This is a genomic window from Roseovarius sp. ZX-A-9, assembly GCF_028369135.1.
Lineage (GTDB): Bacteria > Pseudomonadota > Alphaproteobacteria > Rhodobacterales > Rhodobacteraceae > Roseovarius.
The window spans coordinates 158,101-174,266 of sequence record NZ_JAPWHW010000003.1 but is presented as its reverse complement, the minus strand read 5'-3'; the positions used below and the strand labels follow the sequence as shown (position 1 = coordinate 174,266).

Genomic DNA, 16,166 nt, shown 5'->3' with positions numbered 1-16,166 from the left:
ACCATGCCCGAAACCTTGACCCAGGCGCTGCTGCTGGCGGCGATGGCCGGGGGGACGATTCCGCTGGGTGCCGCTCTGGCGACGCAGGACAAGTGCCTGCCGCGCTGGCTGGAGGCAGAGTTTCGCCATACGGTGATTGCCTTTGGGGGCGGCGCGCTTTTCTCGGCGATTGCGCTGGTTCTGGTGCCCGAAGGGGCGGCGCGCCTTGCGCCACTGCCGGTGCTGTTCTGGTTCGTGGCGGGGGGCGCGGTTTTCTGCGCCGTCGATCGGGCGATCCAGAACCGGGGCGGCAGCGGCGCGCAGCTGATGGCGATGCTGCTGGATTTCGTGCCCGAGGCGATGGCGCTGGGCGCGCTGATCGCGGGCGATCCCGGTGTGGCGCTGCTGATGGCCGGGCTGATTGCGTTGCAGAACCTGCCCGAAGGATTCAACGCGTTTCGTGAAATGCAGGATGGCGGCAACCGGACGCTACGTATCCTGATCCTGTTTGTTCTTATCGTCGGATTGGGGCCGCTGGCGGCGTGGTTCGGCCTGTCGGTGCTGAGCGACCTGCCGCAGGTGCTGGGGGCGATCATGTTGTTTGCGGCGGGGGGTATCCTCTACCTGCTGTTCGAAGACATCGCGCCGGGTGTCCCGCTGGAACGTGCGTGGGCACCGCCGCTGGGCGCTGTCGCGGGGTTCTCACTGGGCCTCGCCGGGCATCTGATGGTGATGTAAGCGGCGGGATTTGACGTTTTGTGATCGCTATACGGGCCACGGCCGGACACCATATGGTGCCCGGCCGTTGTTTTCTTGTGATTGGATGAGGGCTGCCTGCGCGTCAGAGCAGGAACCCGTGCAGCGGATCATCTTCCCAATCGTCACCGCCTGAAGCATTGCCGTACCGGCTCCCGGAGGCATTGACTGTCATCAGAGACATCACATCTTCTGTCGACACGCCGTCACCGTCCTCGGCAAATGGCAGGAACTTGGGCAAGCCGGACCAGTTTGACGACGAATGGTCCGAGCCATGCGAGCCGCCAGTGCCCTTGGTGCCGCCAGTGCCTTTGGTGCCACCAGAGCCCTTGGTGCCGCCAGTGCCTTTGGTGCCACCGGAGCCCTTGGTGCCGCCAGTGCCTCTGGTCCCGCCAGTGCCTTTGGTGCCACCGGTGCCTTTGGTGCCGCCAGTGCCTTTGGTGCCACCGGAGCCCTTGGTGCCACCGGAGCCCTTGGTGCCGCCAGTGCCTTTGGTCCCGCCAGTGCCCTTGGTCCCACCGGAGCCTTTGGTGCCACCAGTGCCCTTGGTGCCGCCAGTGCCTTTGGTCCCACCGGAGCCCTTGGTCCCACCGGAGCCTTTGGTCCCACCGGTGCCCTTGGTCCCACCGGAGCCTTTGGTCCCACCGGAGCCTTTGGTCCCACCAGTGCCCTTGGTCCCACCGGAGCCTTTGGTCCCACCGGTGCCCTTGGTCCCACCGGAGCCCTTGGTGCCACCAGTGCCCTTGGTCCCACCGGAGCCTTTGGTGCCACCGGAGCCCTTGGTGCCACCAGTGCCCTTGGTCCCACCGGAGCCCTTGGTGCCACCAGTGCCCTTGGTGCCGCCGGAGCCTTTGGTGCCACCGGAACCCTTGGTGCCGCCGCTGCCGTCGCTGTGGTCGTCGCAGGCGTCAAAATAGACGTCGGTGAGGTCGATCCCAGAACCGGCGCCGCCGTCCTGGCTGTGGTCGATCACGATCCTGGAGACAGGGCCGGGGATGTCGACCAGCACCGAAGCGGCCTCGGTATTCGAGGGGACATCAGCGCCGGTGCTGTTCGCGGTATCCGCACCTGGAACCGCGTCGGTGTCGAGCAGGTCGACCGATTCACCGGCCGTCAGGTTGACTTCGATCTGGTTGCCGTCGGCATCGAACGCCTGAATGCGGGCGACTGAGTCGGCATCGACGTCGTTGACCCGAAACGAAACGTTTGTCACTTCTTCCGAGAAGCTAAGCTCGTAAGACGCGTTGGCGCCCTGGGCCGTAAGGTAGGAGGACATCGAGCTGTTGGGATCGACCGCATTGCCATCATCCACGATACCGGCAGTGTTCTGCTCCATCGTGTAGAATTCGCTGACGGTATTGTCCGAGCTGGAAAGAACCGAGAATTTGACATCGACACTGCCGGTGTTCTGGGTGAACCCACCGGTCAGATCATCATAGTTGTCGATTGGATCCGGATCATTCGGGTCCGGCGCCAGATCCCATTCAAAGCTCTCTCTGACCGAGTTGCCGGCACTGTCATGATCATCGCAGGTCTCTGTCCCCTTGGTACCTCCGGAGCCTTTGGTCCCACCGGAGCCCTTGGTGCCGCCCGAGCCATTGTGCCAGCCAGAACCATGGTGCCCGCCTGCGCCATGATGCCCGCCAAATCTGCCGGACATATGTTCGTCATACCATTTGGAAAAGGTCCGGCCTTCGACGCCGCCATTATGGTAGGCATCTGTCGAGCTTGCCGATGCGTGGCCTGAGCCCTTGGTGCCAAAGCCTCTGAAATGTCTCATCCGTCCGTCTCCCCTTCCAAAGGAAATTCATGCGCGCAAACGCGTTTTCAGCAGTCCTGAGGCCAGCGAAGGTCGCAGAGATCCACGTTAAAATTGATCAGTCGAAAATACGGAGCGGCCACAGTTTTGCCAAAGTTTTTCTTAATTTTCAACAAATTGACGATTTTTTGTCTCTCAATCGGAAACAGTATCGGCTGATACAAATTTTTTTATGTCCGCCGCGGATCAATCATTTTCCCAATTGTGCCGAAAACCCGGCGAATCAGTCGGGGCGCTGATTCCTTACTCTGACCTCAAAATTGCCGATTTTCGCCTTTAGCCCTGATGCTGAAACCCGGAGTCAGCGGCACCAAATTCGGTTCTGCAACGGGACAGAGGCCCGGCCGGGTCATTCGAGGTGAGCATGAGCGGCGGAACGAAACGCAAATTGCGGGTGGTCGAGAGCGCCGAGAAGTTCTTTGGCGTGCCTGTTCTGGATGTTGATGCTCCGGGCGGGGAAAGCCGGTCGAGTTACCGGCTCGTCTTTGCCGATCGCTCAGTGATCGCTACGCTGCGCCCCAATTTCCGCCGCACACATATTGAAGCGTTCACGCTGCAAGAATTGCGGCCGAATTGCACTGACCTGCCCGAGTGTCTGGGGGTGGATGGTGAGATCCTGTTTCAGTCGGATGTCGGGGGCAAGCGCCTTAACCTTGAGATATCCAAGGTCAGCAAATCCAAACGCGTCGATCTGGCGGCCGAGGCGGTTGCCTCGATCTTTCGCATTCAGTCCGCGGGCCGGCAGGCCAAACTGCACGAGGCATTGCCGCATCTGGGGCAGAACCAGCTCTGGCTGGAAAACTTTGTCGCCTCGGTGAGCGAGCTTGCGGACTATTCGCAAGGCCGTTCTGCAAGCCTGAACAAACCTGCCTTGTGCGAGATGATCGCCTATCCGGGGCAGCAGTTCGTCAAGTGGGACTGTCGGTCAGGGAACGCCGCCATCGGCGCCGATGACAGGCTGCGCTGGTTCGATTGTGAATATTCCGGCGCCCGCCACGGTGCCGAGGATTTTGCCTGGTTGATCGGTGACGAGGCATGGCCGCTGCAGCCCGATGTGATGGAGGCGATTGTTGCCGACGGCTTTGACCCGGAGACGGGTCATGCGTTGGATGATTACCTCGATTACATGGCGCTCTACCTGACCTTCCATTGCGTCCAGCGGTTCAAGCTGATCGTGCATGAGACCAGCAAACGTGGCTGGCTGTCGAAAACGCGTGTGCGCAAATACGACGATGTTGGCGCCCACCCCGAGTTTGCGGCGCAGCTCTGCCGGGTTGGAAGCTATTTTGCGGAACGCAACGTTGCCACGCGCCCCGTCGCCCGTGATTTCGAAGATGCCGAACTCGTTTTTCTGAACATTCTGAAGGATAGCTTGGAACCGGCGAGCGCGTGACCCTCATGAAGCATGACAAATCCATATCAGTACGGGGCAGTGCCTTGCAGGTCGCATTGATCGACACGCATGCAGAGTTCGCCGCGCTGCGCGATGCCTGGCGAGACCTTGAAAGTCGTGATCCGGAATCCACGGTGTTTATGACCTGGGATTGGATGAACGAGGTTTTTCACGACAAGCTGTTTCGCTGGAGTGTGTTGGTTGTGCGCGAAGGCGCCGGGGCGGGCAGGGTCGTGTGCATCCTGCCGCTGAAATACCGGGTGCACTGGAGCACCAGCCGCAAGGAATTCCAGACCGAGATGGAGGCAGGTGGCCGTTTGCTCTGGAGTGAATATACCGGGTTTCTGTGCGATCCGACCCATGAGGCGGAGGCGCTGACCGCTGCGGCGGGCAAGCTGGCGCAGATGCCGTGGACCAAACTCTCGATGCGCTATGTCGCCCAGCATCGTCGCTGCAAGATATTTACCGACGCGCTGGCCGACAGGGGATTCTCGGTGCGGTTCAGGGAATACATGATCAACAACAAGCAGACCAACAATCTGTTATGTCCGCAGGTCGATCTGCCGGAAGATTTCGACAGCTACCTGAAAAACCAGATCAGCAGCAACAAGCGCCAGCAATTCAACCGTTTCAAACGCAGAAGCCTGGATACGGGCGAATACACCATCAGTTGCGCTGACGATACGACGCTTGAGGCTGACCTGGAGGCGTTGCTGACATTCTGGAGACAGAAATGGGGCGCCGATAAAGGCGAGCGGCAGGCCGAGCGTGTTGCCGGAAACTACCGTGATGTCCTGACAGCGGCACAGCGAACCGGGTCGCTCTTCATGCCGGTTCTGCGCAAAGGCGACACGCCGCTGGGGGCGCTGGGCCACGTGCTGGACCGGAAGAACGGGCTGATGCATTTCATCGTGGCTGGCCGGGATTCCGCCGCGACAGAGGCGTTTATAGGTGCGGCGCTGCATTTCTACAGCATCGAATGGGCGATCGGGCAGGGCTTTGTCTGTTACGATTTCTGCCACGGCAACGAGCCCTATAAATACAATTACGGCGCGCAGGATCACGAAGTTCTGTATTTCGAGGTCCGCCGCAAGGATATGAACCCGGATCTGGTGCTGGATTCGATCTGCGTTGGGGCCGCGATGCGCCGACTCGAAGATTTCATCAGCGAGGGCAAGACCGATCAGGCCGCGCGTGGCTGCGCCCAGATCGCCAGACTGTTTTCCTGAAGACGGCGGATCGCTCGCGCGGGGGGCTGCCAGTCGATCATCCCTAAGAAACAAGCGTCAACGATTCAACGAACCCAACTCGGAACCTGATGGTTCCAGAGGCTTATTTTTGCGCGGAATGTATTTTGAAAATGGTGCTGCTGGAGAGAATCGAACTCTCGACCTCTCCCTTACCAAGGGAGTGCTCTACCTCTGAGCTACAGCAGCACGTTGTGGCGGGTGGATTAGACGCTTCTCGGACTCGGTGCAAGCCTAATCTGGACCCGTGCGTGCACCTCATGTAAAGACGCCCCATGACCCGCAAGGACGACCCGAAAAAGCCCGGCCAGACAGGCAATGCGCGCGCAGACAGGCTGAGCCGTGCGCTGAAGGCCAATCTGGCACGGCGCAAGGCCCAGAGCCGGGCGCGCGAAGGCGGGAAAGATACCGAGGCAGGCCAAACCGAGCAGGATAAAGGGTAGCGTAGATGGATTCGATTTTGGTGACGGGCAATGGCCCTCTGAGCGGGACAATCCCGATCGCGGGGGCCAAGAACGCCTGTCTCACGCTTATGCCGGCGACGCTGCTGAGCGACGAACCGCTGACGCTGACCAACGCGCCGGGCTTGTCGGATATCCGGACCATGACACAGTTGCTGCAATCGCTCGGGGCCGAGGTCACGTCGCTGCAGGATGGCAAGGTTCTGGCAATGTCATGCCATGGCGCGATCAACAGCCGCGCCGAATATGACATCGTGCGCAAGATGCGCGCCTCGAACCTTGTGCTGGGGCCGTTGCTGGCGCGCGAAGGCCATGCAGAAGTGTCGCTGCCGGGCGGCTGTGCCATCGGCGCGCGGCCGATGGATATCCACACCAGCGGATTGCAGCAGATGGGGGCCGAGATCGAATTGCGTGATGGCTACCTGCACGCCAAAGCCGATGGTGGGCATCTGAAAGGCGCGGTAATTGATTTTCCCTTTGCCAGTGTCGGTGCCACCGAGAATATCATGATGGCCGCGACGCTGGCGAAGGGCACGACCGTCATCAACAACGCTGCGCGCGAGCCCGAGATCGTCGATCTGGCTACCTGCCTGCGCAAGATGGGCGCGCAGATCGACGGCGACGGTACGTCGCGCATCGAGATTCAGGGCGTGGACCGGCTGCACGGTGCGACGCATCCGGTGGTGAGCGACCGAATCGAGCTGGGCACCTACATGCTGGCGCCTGCGATCTGCGGCGGCGAGGTGGAATGCCTTGGCGGGCGGATCGAGTTGGTGGGAGCCTTCTGCGAGAAGCTGGACGCGGCGGGTATCAGTATCGAGGAAACGCCCACGGGGCTGAAAGTGGCGCGCAAGAATGGCCGCATTCGTGCGGTCGATGTAACAACTGCGCCGTTTCCCGGCTTTCCGACCGATCTGCAGGCGCAGTTCATGGCGTTGATGTGCACTGCCGAAGGCACCTCGGTGCTGGAGGAAAAGATTTTCGAAAACCGGTTCATGCACGCCCCGGAACTGGAGCGTATGGGTGCGGATATCGACGTGCATGGCGGCCATGCTACGGTCAGGGGAGTTGAACGGCTGAAGGGCGCGCCTGTGATGGCGACCGATCTGCGGGCCAGTGTCTCGCTGATCCTGGCTGGACTTGCGGCGGAAGGTGAAACCGTCGTCAACCGCGTCTACCATCTGGATCGCGGCTATGAGCGGGTCGAGGAAAAGCTGCGCAATGTCGGGGCCAAGATCGAACGGGTGAAAAGCCAATGACCGAACGCGATGCCGCTTTCGAGGACGGGCGCGAGGCGCCGCTGAATCTGGGCGCGTTCGACCCGGAGGATTTGCAGATCCTGTCGAGCCTGTCCCAGGACGCGGTTTTCCCGATTACCGAAATGTCGTGGCGTCCGGGCATGCGGCGCTTTGCGTTGTTGATCAACCGGTTCCGCTGGGAGGATGACGGGCAGGCGCGGCACGGTGCCGAACGGGTGCGTTCGCTGCTGGTCGTGGACAACGTGCTGGGCGTCTCCAGCCAGGGGATCGACCGGAGTGACAAGGATACGATCCTGTCGCTCTTGTCGGTCACGTTCGAGCCGGGTGAAGAGGGGGCGGGGCATGTTCTGCTGACCCTGGCGGGCGATGGCGCGATCCGGCTGGAGATCGAGGCGCTGGAAGTAACGCTGAAGGATGTGACGCGGCCCTACCGTGCGCCGTCGAAAAAGGCCCCAAGTCACCCGGTGTGACCCGTTTCAAGGACTGCCAATGCCCAAATTTCTAGATTTTTCCGCGCCGGATTTCGAGTCTGAGTTTTCGGCGCTGCTCGCGGCCAAGCGTGAAGACAGCCCGGATGTGGATGCGGCGGTGGCCGGGATCATCGCGGATGTGCGGACCCGTGGCGATGCGGCCCTGATTGAGCTGACCGAGAAGTTCGACCGCGTGACGCTGACGCGCGATACGATCCGTCTGAACGCCGAAGAGGTGGCGCAGGCGGCCGATCAGGTGCCCGCCGATGTGCGCGCGGCGCTGGAACTGGCCGCGTCCCGCATCCGCGCCTACCATGCGCGGCAGATGCCCGAGAATGCCAGCTGGACCGATGACGCCGGCGCGACGCTGGGCTGGCGCTGGTCGCCGGTCAGCGCGGCGGGGCTTTACGTGCCGGGCGGGCTGGCCACCTATCCGTCATCGGTGCTGATGAACGCGGTCCCGGCCAAGGTTGCGGGTGTGCCACGGCTGGCCATGGTGGTGCCCACGCCGGACGGCGCGCTGAACCCCGCCGTGCTGGCCGCGGCACAGATCGCGGGCGTCGACGAGATTTACCGCATCGGTGGTGCACAGGCGGTGGCGGCGCTGGCTTACGGGACCGAGGCAATTGCACCGGTGGACAAGATCACCGGGCCGGGCAACGCCTATGTCGCGGCAGCCAAGCGGCGGGTTTTCGGCAAGGTCGGCATCGACATGATCGCGGGTCCGTCCGAGATACTGGTGATCGCTGACGCCGAGAACGATCCCGACTGGATTGCGCTGGATATGTTGAGCCAGGCGGAACATGACGAAAGCGCGCAGGCGATCCTGATCACCGATGACGCGGGCTTTGGCCGTGCGGTGGCGCAGGCCATCGAGGCGCGGCTGGAGACGTTGGAACGGCGTGCCATCGCCGCGGCGAGCTGGCGCGATTTCGGCGCTGTGATCACGGTGCCCGATCTGGGCGTGGCGGCGGAACTGTCCGATCGCGTTGCGCCCGAGCATCTGGAGCTCTGCGTTGCCGAACCCGAAGCGCTGAGCGGGCGGATCACCCATGCCGGCGCGATCTTCCTCGGGCAGTGGACGCCCGAGGCGATTGGCGACTATGTGGGCGGGCCGAACCACGTGCTGCCCACGGCGCGCTCGGCGCGGTTTTCTTCCGGCCTCGGCGTGCTGGATTTCCTTAAACGCACGACGCTGGCGCAGATGAGCCCGGCGGCCCTGCGCGCCATCGGCCCTGCCGCCGAAGCCTTGGCGATTTCAGAGAGCCTGGAGGCGCATGGGCTGAGTGTGCGGGCGCGGCTGAACAAGCTGAATGGGTAGGGCCGGGGATTTCCGGTCAGTGAGAGCCTCTTTGGCGGAGCCGTGATGTGACCCGTCCAAGCACCGTGACCTTGCCGCATCGCGCCTGAGACTGGCGCGCTATTGCGACAGACGGGCCGCACAGGGCCCCCTGCGCCATCTTGGCCGTTGACTTGGCCGCGCAAACTCTCGACTGATGTCCCGCGTGCGGCGGTTGACCATCGCCGTGCCCGTTTTGAATGCAAGAAAGGTCCATAAGGCCATGAGCCGTATCAGCCATATCGCGCTTGATGACGCGAACCTGCCGCCGCCCACGCCCGAGATCGAGCAAGAGCGCAAGGTGGCGATGTTCGATCTGATGGAAGAGAATATCTTTGACCTGCCCAAGCGGGATGACCGGCATGTGCCCGATGGTCCCTACCGCGTGGGTCTGTCGATTCGCGAAAAACGGCTGATTTTCTCGGTTGCGACCGAAGATGAAAGCCCGGCTGCCGAGTTCCACCTGTCGCTCAGCCCGTTTCGGCAGGTGGTCAAGGATTACTGGACCATCTGCGAGAGCTATTTCGACGCGGTCAAGAACCTGCCGCCCAGCCAGATCGAGACCATCGACATGGCCCGTCGCGGCATCCACAACGAAGGCGCGCGCATTCTGGAGGAACGTCTGGACGGCAAGGCGATGATCGACAACGACACCGCCCGGCGCCTGTTCACCCTGATCTGTGTGCTGCATTTCGGCAGCTAGTGGCATGACGGCAGAGCTTCCTCAATCGGTGCTGTTCTGCTGCGACTATAACGCAGTCCGCTCGCCTATGGCCGAGGGGTTGATGAAGCAACTCTACGGCACTGACACCTATGTGCAGTCCGCAGGCGTGCATAGTGAGCAGGAAATAGACGGATTTTCCATTGCCGTGTGCGAGGAAATCGGAATCGAGCTGTCGCGCCACCGGGTCCGCAGCTTTGACGAGATGGAGCAATGGGGCGATGATCTCAGTTCTTTTGACGTGGTAGTGGCGTTGAGCCCGGCCAGTCAGCGCCGGGCGCTGGAACTGACCCGCGTTTTCCACCTTGAAGTTGTCTACTGGCCGATTCTGGACCCTACCGGCCTGGGAGAGACGCGCGAAGCCAAGCTGAGCGCCTACCGACAGAGCCGCGACCAGATCCGCGCCCATATGATCGACCGCTGGGGTCCCGCCAAAGGAGGACAGGAATGACCGACACCGTGAAACGCTATTTTGAGGCCTTCAACGCCGGGGATACCGCCGGCATGCTGGACTGTCTGGCCGAGGACGTGGCACATCATGTCAACGAGGGCGCCATCCGCCACGGCAAGGAGGCCTTTGCCGCGTTCTGCGCACATATGAACCGGTGCTACCGTGAAAACCTGACCGACATCGTGATCTTCGAGGCGATGGACGGGACGCGGGCTGCGGCCGAATTCACCGTGAACGGCACCTATCTGCAAACCGACGAGGGCCTGCCAGAGGCGCGCGGTCAGACCTATTGTCTGCCCGCCGGGTCGTTCTTTACGCTGGCGGATGGCAAGATCACCCGCGTCGTGACCTATTACAATCTGGCCGATTGGTCGGCACAGGTCGCGTGATCGAAACGCGGGCGCTGCGCGGTCCGGCACTGGAGGCGGTGCTGGACGATCTGGCGCAACTGCGTATCACGGTCTTTCGCAGCTACCCGTATCTCTATGACGGCGATGTGGCCTACGAGCAGCGCTATCTTCAGACCTACCGCGACAGCCCGAACGCGATCCTGATCGGTGCGTTTGATGGCGCGCGCCTGGTGGGGGCGTCGACCGGCGCTCCTATGGAAGAGCACGCGGATGATTTCGCGCAGGCCTTTGCCGGGCTGGATATTCCGTTGAGCGATATTTTCTACTGCGCCGAAAGCGTGCTCTTGCCGGACTATCGCGGGCAGGGGATCGGGCATGCGTTCTTTGACGCGCGAGAGGCCCACGCCCGCGCGCTGGGCCGCCGCCATTCGGCCTTTTGCGCGGTGACGCGCCCGGCGGGGCATCCGTTGTGTCCCGAGGGATATACGCCGCTCAATCGGTTCTGGACTGGGCGCGGCTATGCCAAGGTGCCCGGTGCGGTGGCGCAGTTTCGCTGGAAGGATATCGACCAGCCCGAAGAGACCGATCATGCGCTGCAATTCTGGATGCGCGCGCTCTGACAGGGCGGCTGTCAGGCGGTCTGCGGGAGGCGTGTGGACTTTTGAACACAGGGGATTCGAAGTGACTTCCCAGGGTGATTCGATTTTGATATGTTTCCCGACATAAAGATAAAAAAAGGCAGGCAGTACAGGTATGAAAACGGGCTTTCGGGGCACGTTTGTCATCTCCTGGTCGCAGACGGAAGTGGACGGTTTCAAAACCGAAGCGGTGCAGTCGATCTCGGTTGGGGCCACCTGGTCTTGGCGCGGTGATGCTGTGCGCGTGGATGGTCCGCCGGAGTTGTTGCGACTGGAACAGGCAGACGGAGACAAGATCAGCCGCAAGCGCGCGGCACGGATGGTCAGGCGGCTGGTAGGGGCGGCACTGAACAACACAAGGGACCTTACGCAAGTCGATGTGGACGAGCCGCTGATGGATCGCAGCTTTGTGGTCACGGATGGTGCGCAAAGCTATACAATCACGGTGATCGAAGTGGGCGGCGGCGCACCGCCCTTGCTGATGTTCATTGACGAATTCCCCCCCAGAGACGCCGATATGTGGGTCGTGCATCACACGCTGGAGGGGCCGCAGGCGATCACCACCGATGCGGCCGCCGGCGGTGTGATCTGCTTTACTCCCGGCACACGGATCGAAACGCCGGACGGGCCGCGACTGGTGGAAGAATTGCGCGAGGGCGACCGGGTCCAGACCAAGGATTGCGGCGCCGAGGAGATCCAGTGGGTCGGCAGCCGTCGGATGACCGGCGCACGGCTCTTTGCGCTGCCGGGCCTGCGGCCAATCCGCATTCGGTGTGGCGCATTGGGTGTCGAAAGACCGGATGAGGAGCTGCTGGTGTCGCCCGAGCACAAGATGCTGGTGCGCGGTGATGTGGCGCGTGCGCTCTTCAACACGCCAGAGGTGCTGGTTTCTGCCAAGGATCTGATCAACAACGACACGATCAGTGTCGATCTGTCGGTCCGCGAAGTCACCTATATTCACCTTCTGTTGCCGCGCCATCAGATCCTCTGGGCCAATGGCGTTGAAACCGAAAGCTTCCACCCCGCGAGTGCCGCGCTCTCGACGCTGGATCAGGCGGACCGCTTGCGCCTGCTGGCGCGGTTCCCGGCGCTGGAGTTCGAGCCCCATACCTATGGCAGCTTCGCCCGGCGCAGCCTTAGCGGACCCGAGGCGGCGATCCTGGCGCACGAGGCTGCGTGACCTGAATGTGCGCCCTTGCGGGCGCGCAATTTCATCATTTGCGTTCGGGCCACGCAGGCCTTGGGGGGCAACTCCCTGAAGGATGTTTGGGGCCGAAAGATACAGGCGCCAATGCGTGCCTTCCGGCGGAAATCCTGCTTGCAAAGTGCTGGCAGGCGGGCCTTGGGCGGGCAGGGACGGCAAAAGAACCTCTTTTGTGCAGGAGTTGTTGACTCCACCCACCGCGCGCGTATAAGCGCGGCTTCATTGGTGTTGGTGGCCCCCGCAAGGGGAAGCCTGTCGGGAACGATCCAGAGGACAACGCCCTTCACTGTCGCGAGGATGCCCAGAGGGGCGGAGAAGCGGCCACATTCGAAGGAGATCAGCCGTGACTAAACGCACGTCTGCCAAGTACAAACTAGACCGTCGCATGGGCGAAAACATCTGGGGTCGCCCCAAATCGCCCGTCAATCGCCGCGAATACGGCCCCGGCCAGCACGGTCAGCGCCGTAAGGCCAAGATTTCCGATTTCGGCATTCAGCTGCGCGCCAAGCAGAAGCTCAAGGGCTACTATGGCGACCTGACCGAAAAGCAGTTCAAGCGCATCTACACCGAAGCCGCCCGTGTGAGCGGCGACACCGGTGAAAACCTGATCGGCCTGCTCGAGCGCCGTCTTGATGCCGTTGTCTACCGTGCGAAATTCGTCGCGACCATCTTTGCCGCGCGCCAGTTCGTGAACCACGGCCACGTCAAGGTGAATGGCCGCCGCGTCAACATCCCCTCCTACCGTGTGAAGGAAGGCGACGTGATCGAGGTTCGTGACCGGTCCAAGCAACTGGCAGTCGTACTGGAGGCCGTTGCACTGGCCGAGCGCGATGTGCCCGATTACATCGACGTCGATCATTCCAAGATGACAGCCACGTTCGTCCGCACGCCCGGCTTGGGCGATGTGCCCTACGCGGTGATGATGGAACCGAACCTCGTCATCGAATTCTACGCGCAGAACTAAGCCAACCGCTTTTTCTGCCGGGAATGTTATTCAGGGCCGTGGCGGGAAACCGCCATGGCCCTTTTGCTTTGAGTGAGACGCCCGGGCTCGACGCGGCTTTTTACGAAAATCTGTAATTCAGGTTTGGCGTGAAAGGCTTTAGAAGCTCTGGCAGGGAGAATGCCGAATGACAAAGATCACGCCGCAGCCGGGGATTCTGGATATCGCGCTCTACGAGGGTGGGGCTGCCCATATCGAGGGTATCCAGAATGTCGTGAAACTCAGCTCGAACGAGAACCCGTTCGGGCCGAGCGACGCCGCCAAGGAGGCGTTTCGCAAGTCGGCCTATGATCTGCACCGCTACCCGTCATCGGACCATGCCGCGTTGCGCGCTGCCATTGGCGAGATTCACGGCCTCGATCCCGCGCGGATCATCTGCGGCGCGGGCAGTGACGAGATCATCGCCTTTCTGTGTCAGGCCTATGCCGGGCCGGGCGACGAGGTGATCCACACCGAACACGGCTTCGCCATGTACCGGATCAGCACCATGGCCAACGGCGCCACGCCGGTCGAGGTTGCCGAGCGCGAGCGGGTCACGGATGTGGACGCGATCCTGGCGGCCTGCACCGAGCGCACGCGGCTGGTGTTTGTCGCCAACCCGAACAATCCCACGGGCACCATGGTCGGCGCGGCAGAATTGGCGCGGCTGGCGGCGGGCCTGCCCGAGCAGGTGCTGCTGGTGATCGACGGGGCCTATGCGGAATATGTCGAGGGCTATGATGGTGGTGCGGCGCTGATCGAGGCGCGCGAGAACGTGGTCATGACCCGTACCTTTTCCAAGCTTTACGGGCTGGGCGGGCTGCGGATCGGCTGGGGCTATGGCCCGAGCCACGTGATCGACGTGCTGAACCGTTTGCGGGGGCCTTTCAACCTCAGCCAGGCGGCGCTGGCCGCTGCCGAGGCCGCCATTCGCGACACCGCCTGGGCCGAAAAATGCCGGGCCGACAATACAAAGCTGCGCGCCTGGCTGGCCGAGGCGCTGGCCGAGCATGGGGTGCCGTCGGATACCTCTACGGCGAATTTCATCCTTGCACGCTTTGCCAACCAGGCCGAGGCCGAGGCTTGCGACCAGCATCTGAAATCGGAAGGGCTGATCGTGCGCCGGGTGGCGGGCTATAACCTGCCCAACTGTCTGCGCATCACCGTGGGCGACGAGGCCAGTTGCCGCCGGATCGCGCACGCGGTCGGCCAGTTCATGAAAGTTGCCCGATGACCGTGCTTTACGAGCGAGTGGCGCTGATCGGGCTGGGGTTGATCGCGGGGTCCATGGCGCTGGCGATGAAGCGCGCGGGCCTGGCGGGCGAGGTGGTCGGCCATGCACGCTCTGCCGAGACACGGCAGGTGGCGCGCGAGATCGGTTTGTGCGACCGGGTCGCCGAGAGCGCGGCTGAGGCTGTGGAGGGTGCCGATCTGGTGGTGCTCTGCGTGCCCGTGGGGGCGATGGGGCAGGTCGCGGCCGAGATTGGCCCGGCGTTGAAACCGGGGGCCACGGTCAGCGATGTCGGATCAGTCAAGCGCGCCGTGATCAGTGCTGTCGCGCCGCATATTCCCGAAGGCGTGCATTTCGTGCCCGCGCATCCGCTGGCAGGAACAGAGCATTCGGGGCCACGTTCGGGGTTTGCCGAGCTGTTTGAAGGGCGCTGGTGTCTCATCGTTCCCGCCGAAGGGTCTGACGAGGCGGCCATCGCGCGGCTCGAAGCGCTCTGGCAGGGGATGGGATCGCTGACCGACCGGATGGAAGCCGACCATCACGATCTGGTTCTGGCCGTCACCAGCCACGCGCCGCACCTCATCGCCTACACGATGGTCGGCGTGGCCGACGATCTGGGCCGCGTGACCGATAGCGAAGTGATCAAATACTCCGCCGCGGGATTTCGCGATTTCACCCGGATTGCTGCCAGCGATCCAACGATGTGGCGCGACGTGTTTTTGAACAACAAGGACGCGACGCTGGAAATTCTCGGCCGGTTCACTGAAGAACTGTTTGCGCTGCAACGGGCGATCCGCATCGGTGATGGCGATCACCTGCACGCCTATTTCACCCGCACAAGGGCGATCCGGCGCGGGATCATCGAGGCGGGACAGGATACCGACGCGCCCGATTTCGGGCGGGGAAAAAGGGTATGAGGGTCCGCACTGCCATCACGGGCGCTATCATCGGGCTGACATTCATGGCCGGGCTGGCAATGGCCAAGGCGCCGGAAAGCTCTTTGCGCCCCGTGGCGCGGCCCGGCTCGGCCCAGATCGCGGCCGCGCCCTCGGCAGAGCAGGCCATGCCCAAAGTCACCCAACCCGAAACCCGTCCGGAGACACGACCCGAGACCGCAGTCCAGCGGCCAAAGTCGCGCCCTGCGGCATCGACCTTGGCCAGCCGTGACGCGCGGGGGCACCAGACAGCCCCGAAGCCGCCACGGCAAGAGTCGCTGGCCGCACTGCGGCCCGAGGCGGGCACCGAGCGAAAAGGGCTCTTTCGGTCATTGCGTCCGTTGCTGCGCCCACGCGCCGTGAGCAAGAAGGCGGTCGCGCGCGAGCGGGAACTGGCGCGCGGCGCGGTCTGCGGCGACGTGGCGATTCAGGGCGTCGAGATCGGTGCCGTGCCGGGCAAGCTGAACGGCTGCGGCGTGATCAAGGCGGTAAAGGTGCGCGAAGTCAGCGGCGTGGCGCTGAGCCAGAATGCGGTGATGGATTGCGTGACCGCCAAGGCGCTGAAATCATGGATCAACGATGGGATGAAACCCGCCATTGGAAATCGTGGCGGCGGGGTGTCGCGCATCCGTGTTGTGGCGCATTACGCCTGCCGGACACGCAACAATCAGCGCGGTGCGAAAATCTCGGAACATGGGCGCGGGCGGGCGATTGATATTGCCGGATTCACGTTGCGCGACGGATCAAAGATCAGCGTGCTGAAGGATTGGAACAAGGGTGGCAAGGGCCAGTCCCTGCGCCGGATGCACAAGACCGCTTGCGGACCGTTCGGGACGGTTCTAGGGCCGGAAGCGAACCACTATCACAAGGATCACTTCCATTTTGACACGGCGCGGTATCGTAGCGGATCCTACTGCCGGTAAGGTGTAAC

General features: G+C 62.6%; 17 protein-coding genes and 1 tRNA gene. 16 read left to right on the top strand and 2 right to left on the bottom strand.

Annotated features, from left to right (window positions below; translation table 11 throughout):
- Nucleotides 1-3 precede the first annotated feature (3 nt).
- Nucleotides 4-717 carry a ZIP family metal transporter gene (locus O3306_RS04610; RefSeq protein ID WP_272003956.1) on the top strand — a complete coding sequence of 238 codons (714 nt, stop codon included), beginning with the start codon at nucleotides 4-6 and terminating at the stop codon, nucleotides 715-717.
- 103 nt (nucleotides 718-820) lie between these two features.
- On the opposite strand, the gene O3306_RS04605 is transcribed toward O3306_RS04610, so the two are convergent.
- Entirely contained in the window at nucleotides 821-2,515 is a 1,695-nt protein-coding gene (locus O3306_RS04605; RefSeq protein WP_272003954.1) for a hypothetical protein, read from the bottom strand.
- A gap of 403 nt (nucleotides 2,516-2,918) precedes the next feature.
- On the opposite strand from O3306_RS04605, the gene O3306_RS04600 reads away from it, so the two are divergent.
- Together O3306_RS04600 and O3306_RS04595 are read left to right on the top strand one after the other, a co-directional pair.
- Nucleotides 2,919-3,947, top strand: a complete 1,029-nt coding sequence (locus O3306_RS04600) for a hypothetical protein (protein WP_272003952.1) — start codon at nucleotides 2,919-2,921, stop codon at nucleotides 3,945-3,947.
- Between the two features lie 5 nt (nucleotides 3,948-3,952).
- A complete protein-coding gene (locus O3306_RS04595) occupies nucleotides 3,953-5,176 on the top strand; it encodes a GNAT family N-acetyltransferase (RefSeq protein WP_272004172.1) in 1,224 nt (407 codons plus the stop codon).
- Nucleotides 5,177-5,308: 132 nt separating this feature from the next.
- Here O3306_RS04595 and O3306_RS04590 read toward each other — a convergent pair.
- A tRNA-Thr gene (locus O3306_RS04590) sits at nucleotides 5,309-5,383 on the bottom strand.
- A gap of 86 nt (nucleotides 5,384-5,469) precedes the next feature.
- Between O3306_RS04590 and O3306_RS04585 the strand changes: the two genes are divergently transcribed.
- The 13 genes from O3306_RS04585 (at nucleotide 5,470) to O3306_RS04525 (ending at nucleotide 16,158) form a co-directional block, all read left to right on the top strand.
- Nucleotides 5,470-5,637 (top strand): hypothetical protein, encoded by a 168-nt coding sequence (locus O3306_RS04585; protein WP_272003950.1) that lies wholly within the window; start codon nucleotides 5,470-5,472, stop codon nucleotides 5,635-5,637.
- 5 nt (nucleotides 5,638-5,642) lie between these two features.
- Nucleotides 5,643-6,914 (top strand): UDP-N-acetylglucosamine 1-carboxyvinyltransferase, encoded by a 1,272-nt coding sequence (gene murA, locus O3306_RS04580; RefSeq protein WP_272003948.1) that lies wholly within the window; start codon nucleotides 5,643-5,645, stop codon nucleotides 6,912-6,914.
- A complete protein-coding gene (locus O3306_RS04575) occupies nucleotides 6,911-7,384 on the top strand; it encodes a DUF2948 family protein (protein WP_272003946.1) in 474 nt (157 codons plus the stop codon). The genes murA and O3306_RS04575 overlap by 4 nt, the downstream gene beginning before the upstream one ends.
- 19 nt (nucleotides 7,385-7,403) lie before the next feature.
- Nucleotides 7,404-8,705, top strand: coding sequence for a histidinol dehydrogenase (gene hisD / locus O3306_RS04570; protein WP_272003944.1), 1,302 nt, complete (start codon nucleotides 7,404-7,406; stop codon nucleotides 8,703-8,705).
- A 241-nt stretch (nucleotides 8,706-8,946) separates the two neighbouring features.
- Nucleotides 8,947-9,426 carry a UPF0262 family protein gene (locus tag O3306_RS04565; RefSeq protein WP_272003942.1) on the top strand — a complete coding sequence of 160 codons (480 nt, stop codon included), beginning with the start codon at nucleotides 8,947-8,949 and terminating at the stop codon, nucleotides 9,424-9,426.
- Between the two features lie 4 nt (nucleotides 9,427-9,430).
- A complete protein-coding gene (locus O3306_RS04560) occupies nucleotides 9,431-9,895 on the top strand; it encodes an arsenate-mycothiol transferase ArsC (protein WP_272003940.1) in 465 nt (154 codons plus the stop codon).
- Nucleotides 9,892-10,284, top strand: coding sequence for a ketosteroid isomerase-related protein (locus tag O3306_RS04555; protein WP_272003938.1), 393 nt, complete (start codon nucleotides 9,892-9,894; stop codon nucleotides 10,282-10,284). Before O3306_RS04560 ends, O3306_RS04555 begins: the two co-directional genes overlap by 4 nt.
- Nucleotides 10,281-10,865: a GNAT family N-acetyltransferase gene (locus O3306_RS04550; RefSeq protein ID WP_272003936.1), complete on the top strand. Its 585-nt coding sequence runs from the start codon at nucleotides 10,281-10,283 to the stop codon at nucleotides 10,863-10,865. Before O3306_RS04555 ends, O3306_RS04550 begins: the two co-directional genes overlap by 4 nt.
- A 133-nt stretch (nucleotides 10,866-10,998) precedes the next feature.
- Complete coding sequence (locus O3306_RS04545; protein WP_272003935.1) at nucleotides 10,999-12,063, top strand: Hint domain-containing protein; 1,065 nt, start codon at nucleotides 10,999-11,001, stop codon at nucleotides 12,061-12,063.
- Between the two features lie 367 nt (nucleotides 12,064-12,430).
- Nucleotides 12,431-13,051 (top strand): 30S ribosomal protein S4, encoded by a 621-nt coding sequence (gene rpsD / locus O3306_RS04540; protein WP_272003933.1) that lies wholly within the window; start codon nucleotides 12,431-12,433, stop codon nucleotides 13,049-13,051.
- A 166-nt stretch (nucleotides 13,052-13,217) separates the two neighbouring features.
- Nucleotides 13,218-14,303, top strand: coding sequence for a histidinol-phosphate transaminase (gene hisC / locus O3306_RS04535; protein ID WP_272003931.1), 1,086 nt, complete (start codon nucleotides 13,218-13,220; stop codon nucleotides 14,301-14,303).
- Nucleotides 14,300-15,217 carry a prephenate/arogenate dehydrogenase family protein gene (locus tag O3306_RS04530; protein ID WP_272003929.1) on the top strand — a complete coding sequence of 306 codons (918 nt, stop codon included), beginning with the start codon at nucleotides 14,300-14,302 and terminating at the stop codon, nucleotides 15,215-15,217. Before hisC ends, O3306_RS04530 begins: the two co-directional genes overlap by 4 nt.
- Entirely contained in the window at nucleotides 15,214-16,158 is a 945-nt protein-coding gene (locus O3306_RS04525; protein WP_272003927.1) for an extensin-like domain-containing protein, read from the top strand. The genes O3306_RS04530 and O3306_RS04525 overlap by 4 nt, the downstream gene beginning before the upstream one ends.
- Nucleotides 16,159-16,166: the final 8 nt, after the last annotated feature.

Bases quoted from the DNA above. Each gene is read 5' to 3' on its own strand.
- O3306_RS04610 (WP_272003956.1), top strand. From the start codon at position 4: ATGCCCGAAACCTTGACCCAGGCGCTGCTGCTGGCGGCGATGGCCGGG.
- O3306_RS04605 (WP_272003954.1), bottom strand. From the start codon at position 2,515: ATGAGACATTTCAGAGGCTTTGGCACCAAGGGCTCAGGCCACGCATCG.
- O3306_RS04600 (WP_272003952.1), top strand. From the start codon at position 2,919: ATGAGCGGCGGAACGAAACGCAAATTGCGGGTGGTCGAGAGCGCCGAG.
- O3306_RS04595 (WP_272004172.1), top strand. From the start codon at position 3,953: ATGAAGCATGACAAATCCATATCAGTACGGGGCAGTGCCTTGCAGGTC.
- O3306_RS04585 (WP_272003950.1), top strand. From the start codon at position 5,470: ATGACCCGCAAGGACGACCCGAAAAAGCCCGGCCAGACAGGCAATGCG.
- murA (WP_272003948.1), top strand. From the start codon at position 5,643: ATGGATTCGATTTTGGTGACGGGCAATGGCCCTCTGAGCGGGACAATC.
- O3306_RS04575 (WP_272003946.1), top strand. From the start codon at position 6,911: ATGACCGAACGCGATGCCGCTTTCGAGGACGGGCGCGAGGCGCCGCTG.
- hisD (WP_272003944.1), top strand. From the start codon at position 7,404: ATGCCCAAATTTCTAGATTTTTCCGCGCCGGATTTCGAGTCTGAGTTT.
- O3306_RS04565 (WP_272003942.1), top strand. From the start codon at position 8,947: ATGAGCCGTATCAGCCATATCGCGCTTGATGACGCGAACCTGCCGCCG.
- O3306_RS04560 (WP_272003940.1), top strand. From the start codon at position 9,431: ATGACGGCAGAGCTTCCTCAATCGGTGCTGTTCTGCTGCGACTATAAC.
- O3306_RS04555 (WP_272003938.1), top strand. From the start codon at position 9,892: ATGACCGACACCGTGAAACGCTATTTTGAGGCCTTCAACGCCGGGGAT.
- O3306_RS04545 (WP_272003935.1), top strand. From the start codon at position 10,999: ATGAAAACGGGCTTTCGGGGCACGTTTGTCATCTCCTGGTCGCAGACG.
- hisC (WP_272003931.1), top strand. From the start codon at position 13,218: ATGACAAAGATCACGCCGCAGCCGGGGATTCTGGATATCGCGCTCTAC.
- O3306_RS04530 (WP_272003929.1), top strand. From the start codon at position 14,300: ATGACCGTGCTTTACGAGCGAGTGGCGCTGATCGGGCTGGGGTTGATC.
- O3306_RS04525 (WP_272003927.1), top strand. From the start codon at position 15,214: ATGAGGGTCCGCACTGCCATCACGGGCGCTATCATCGGGCTGACATTC.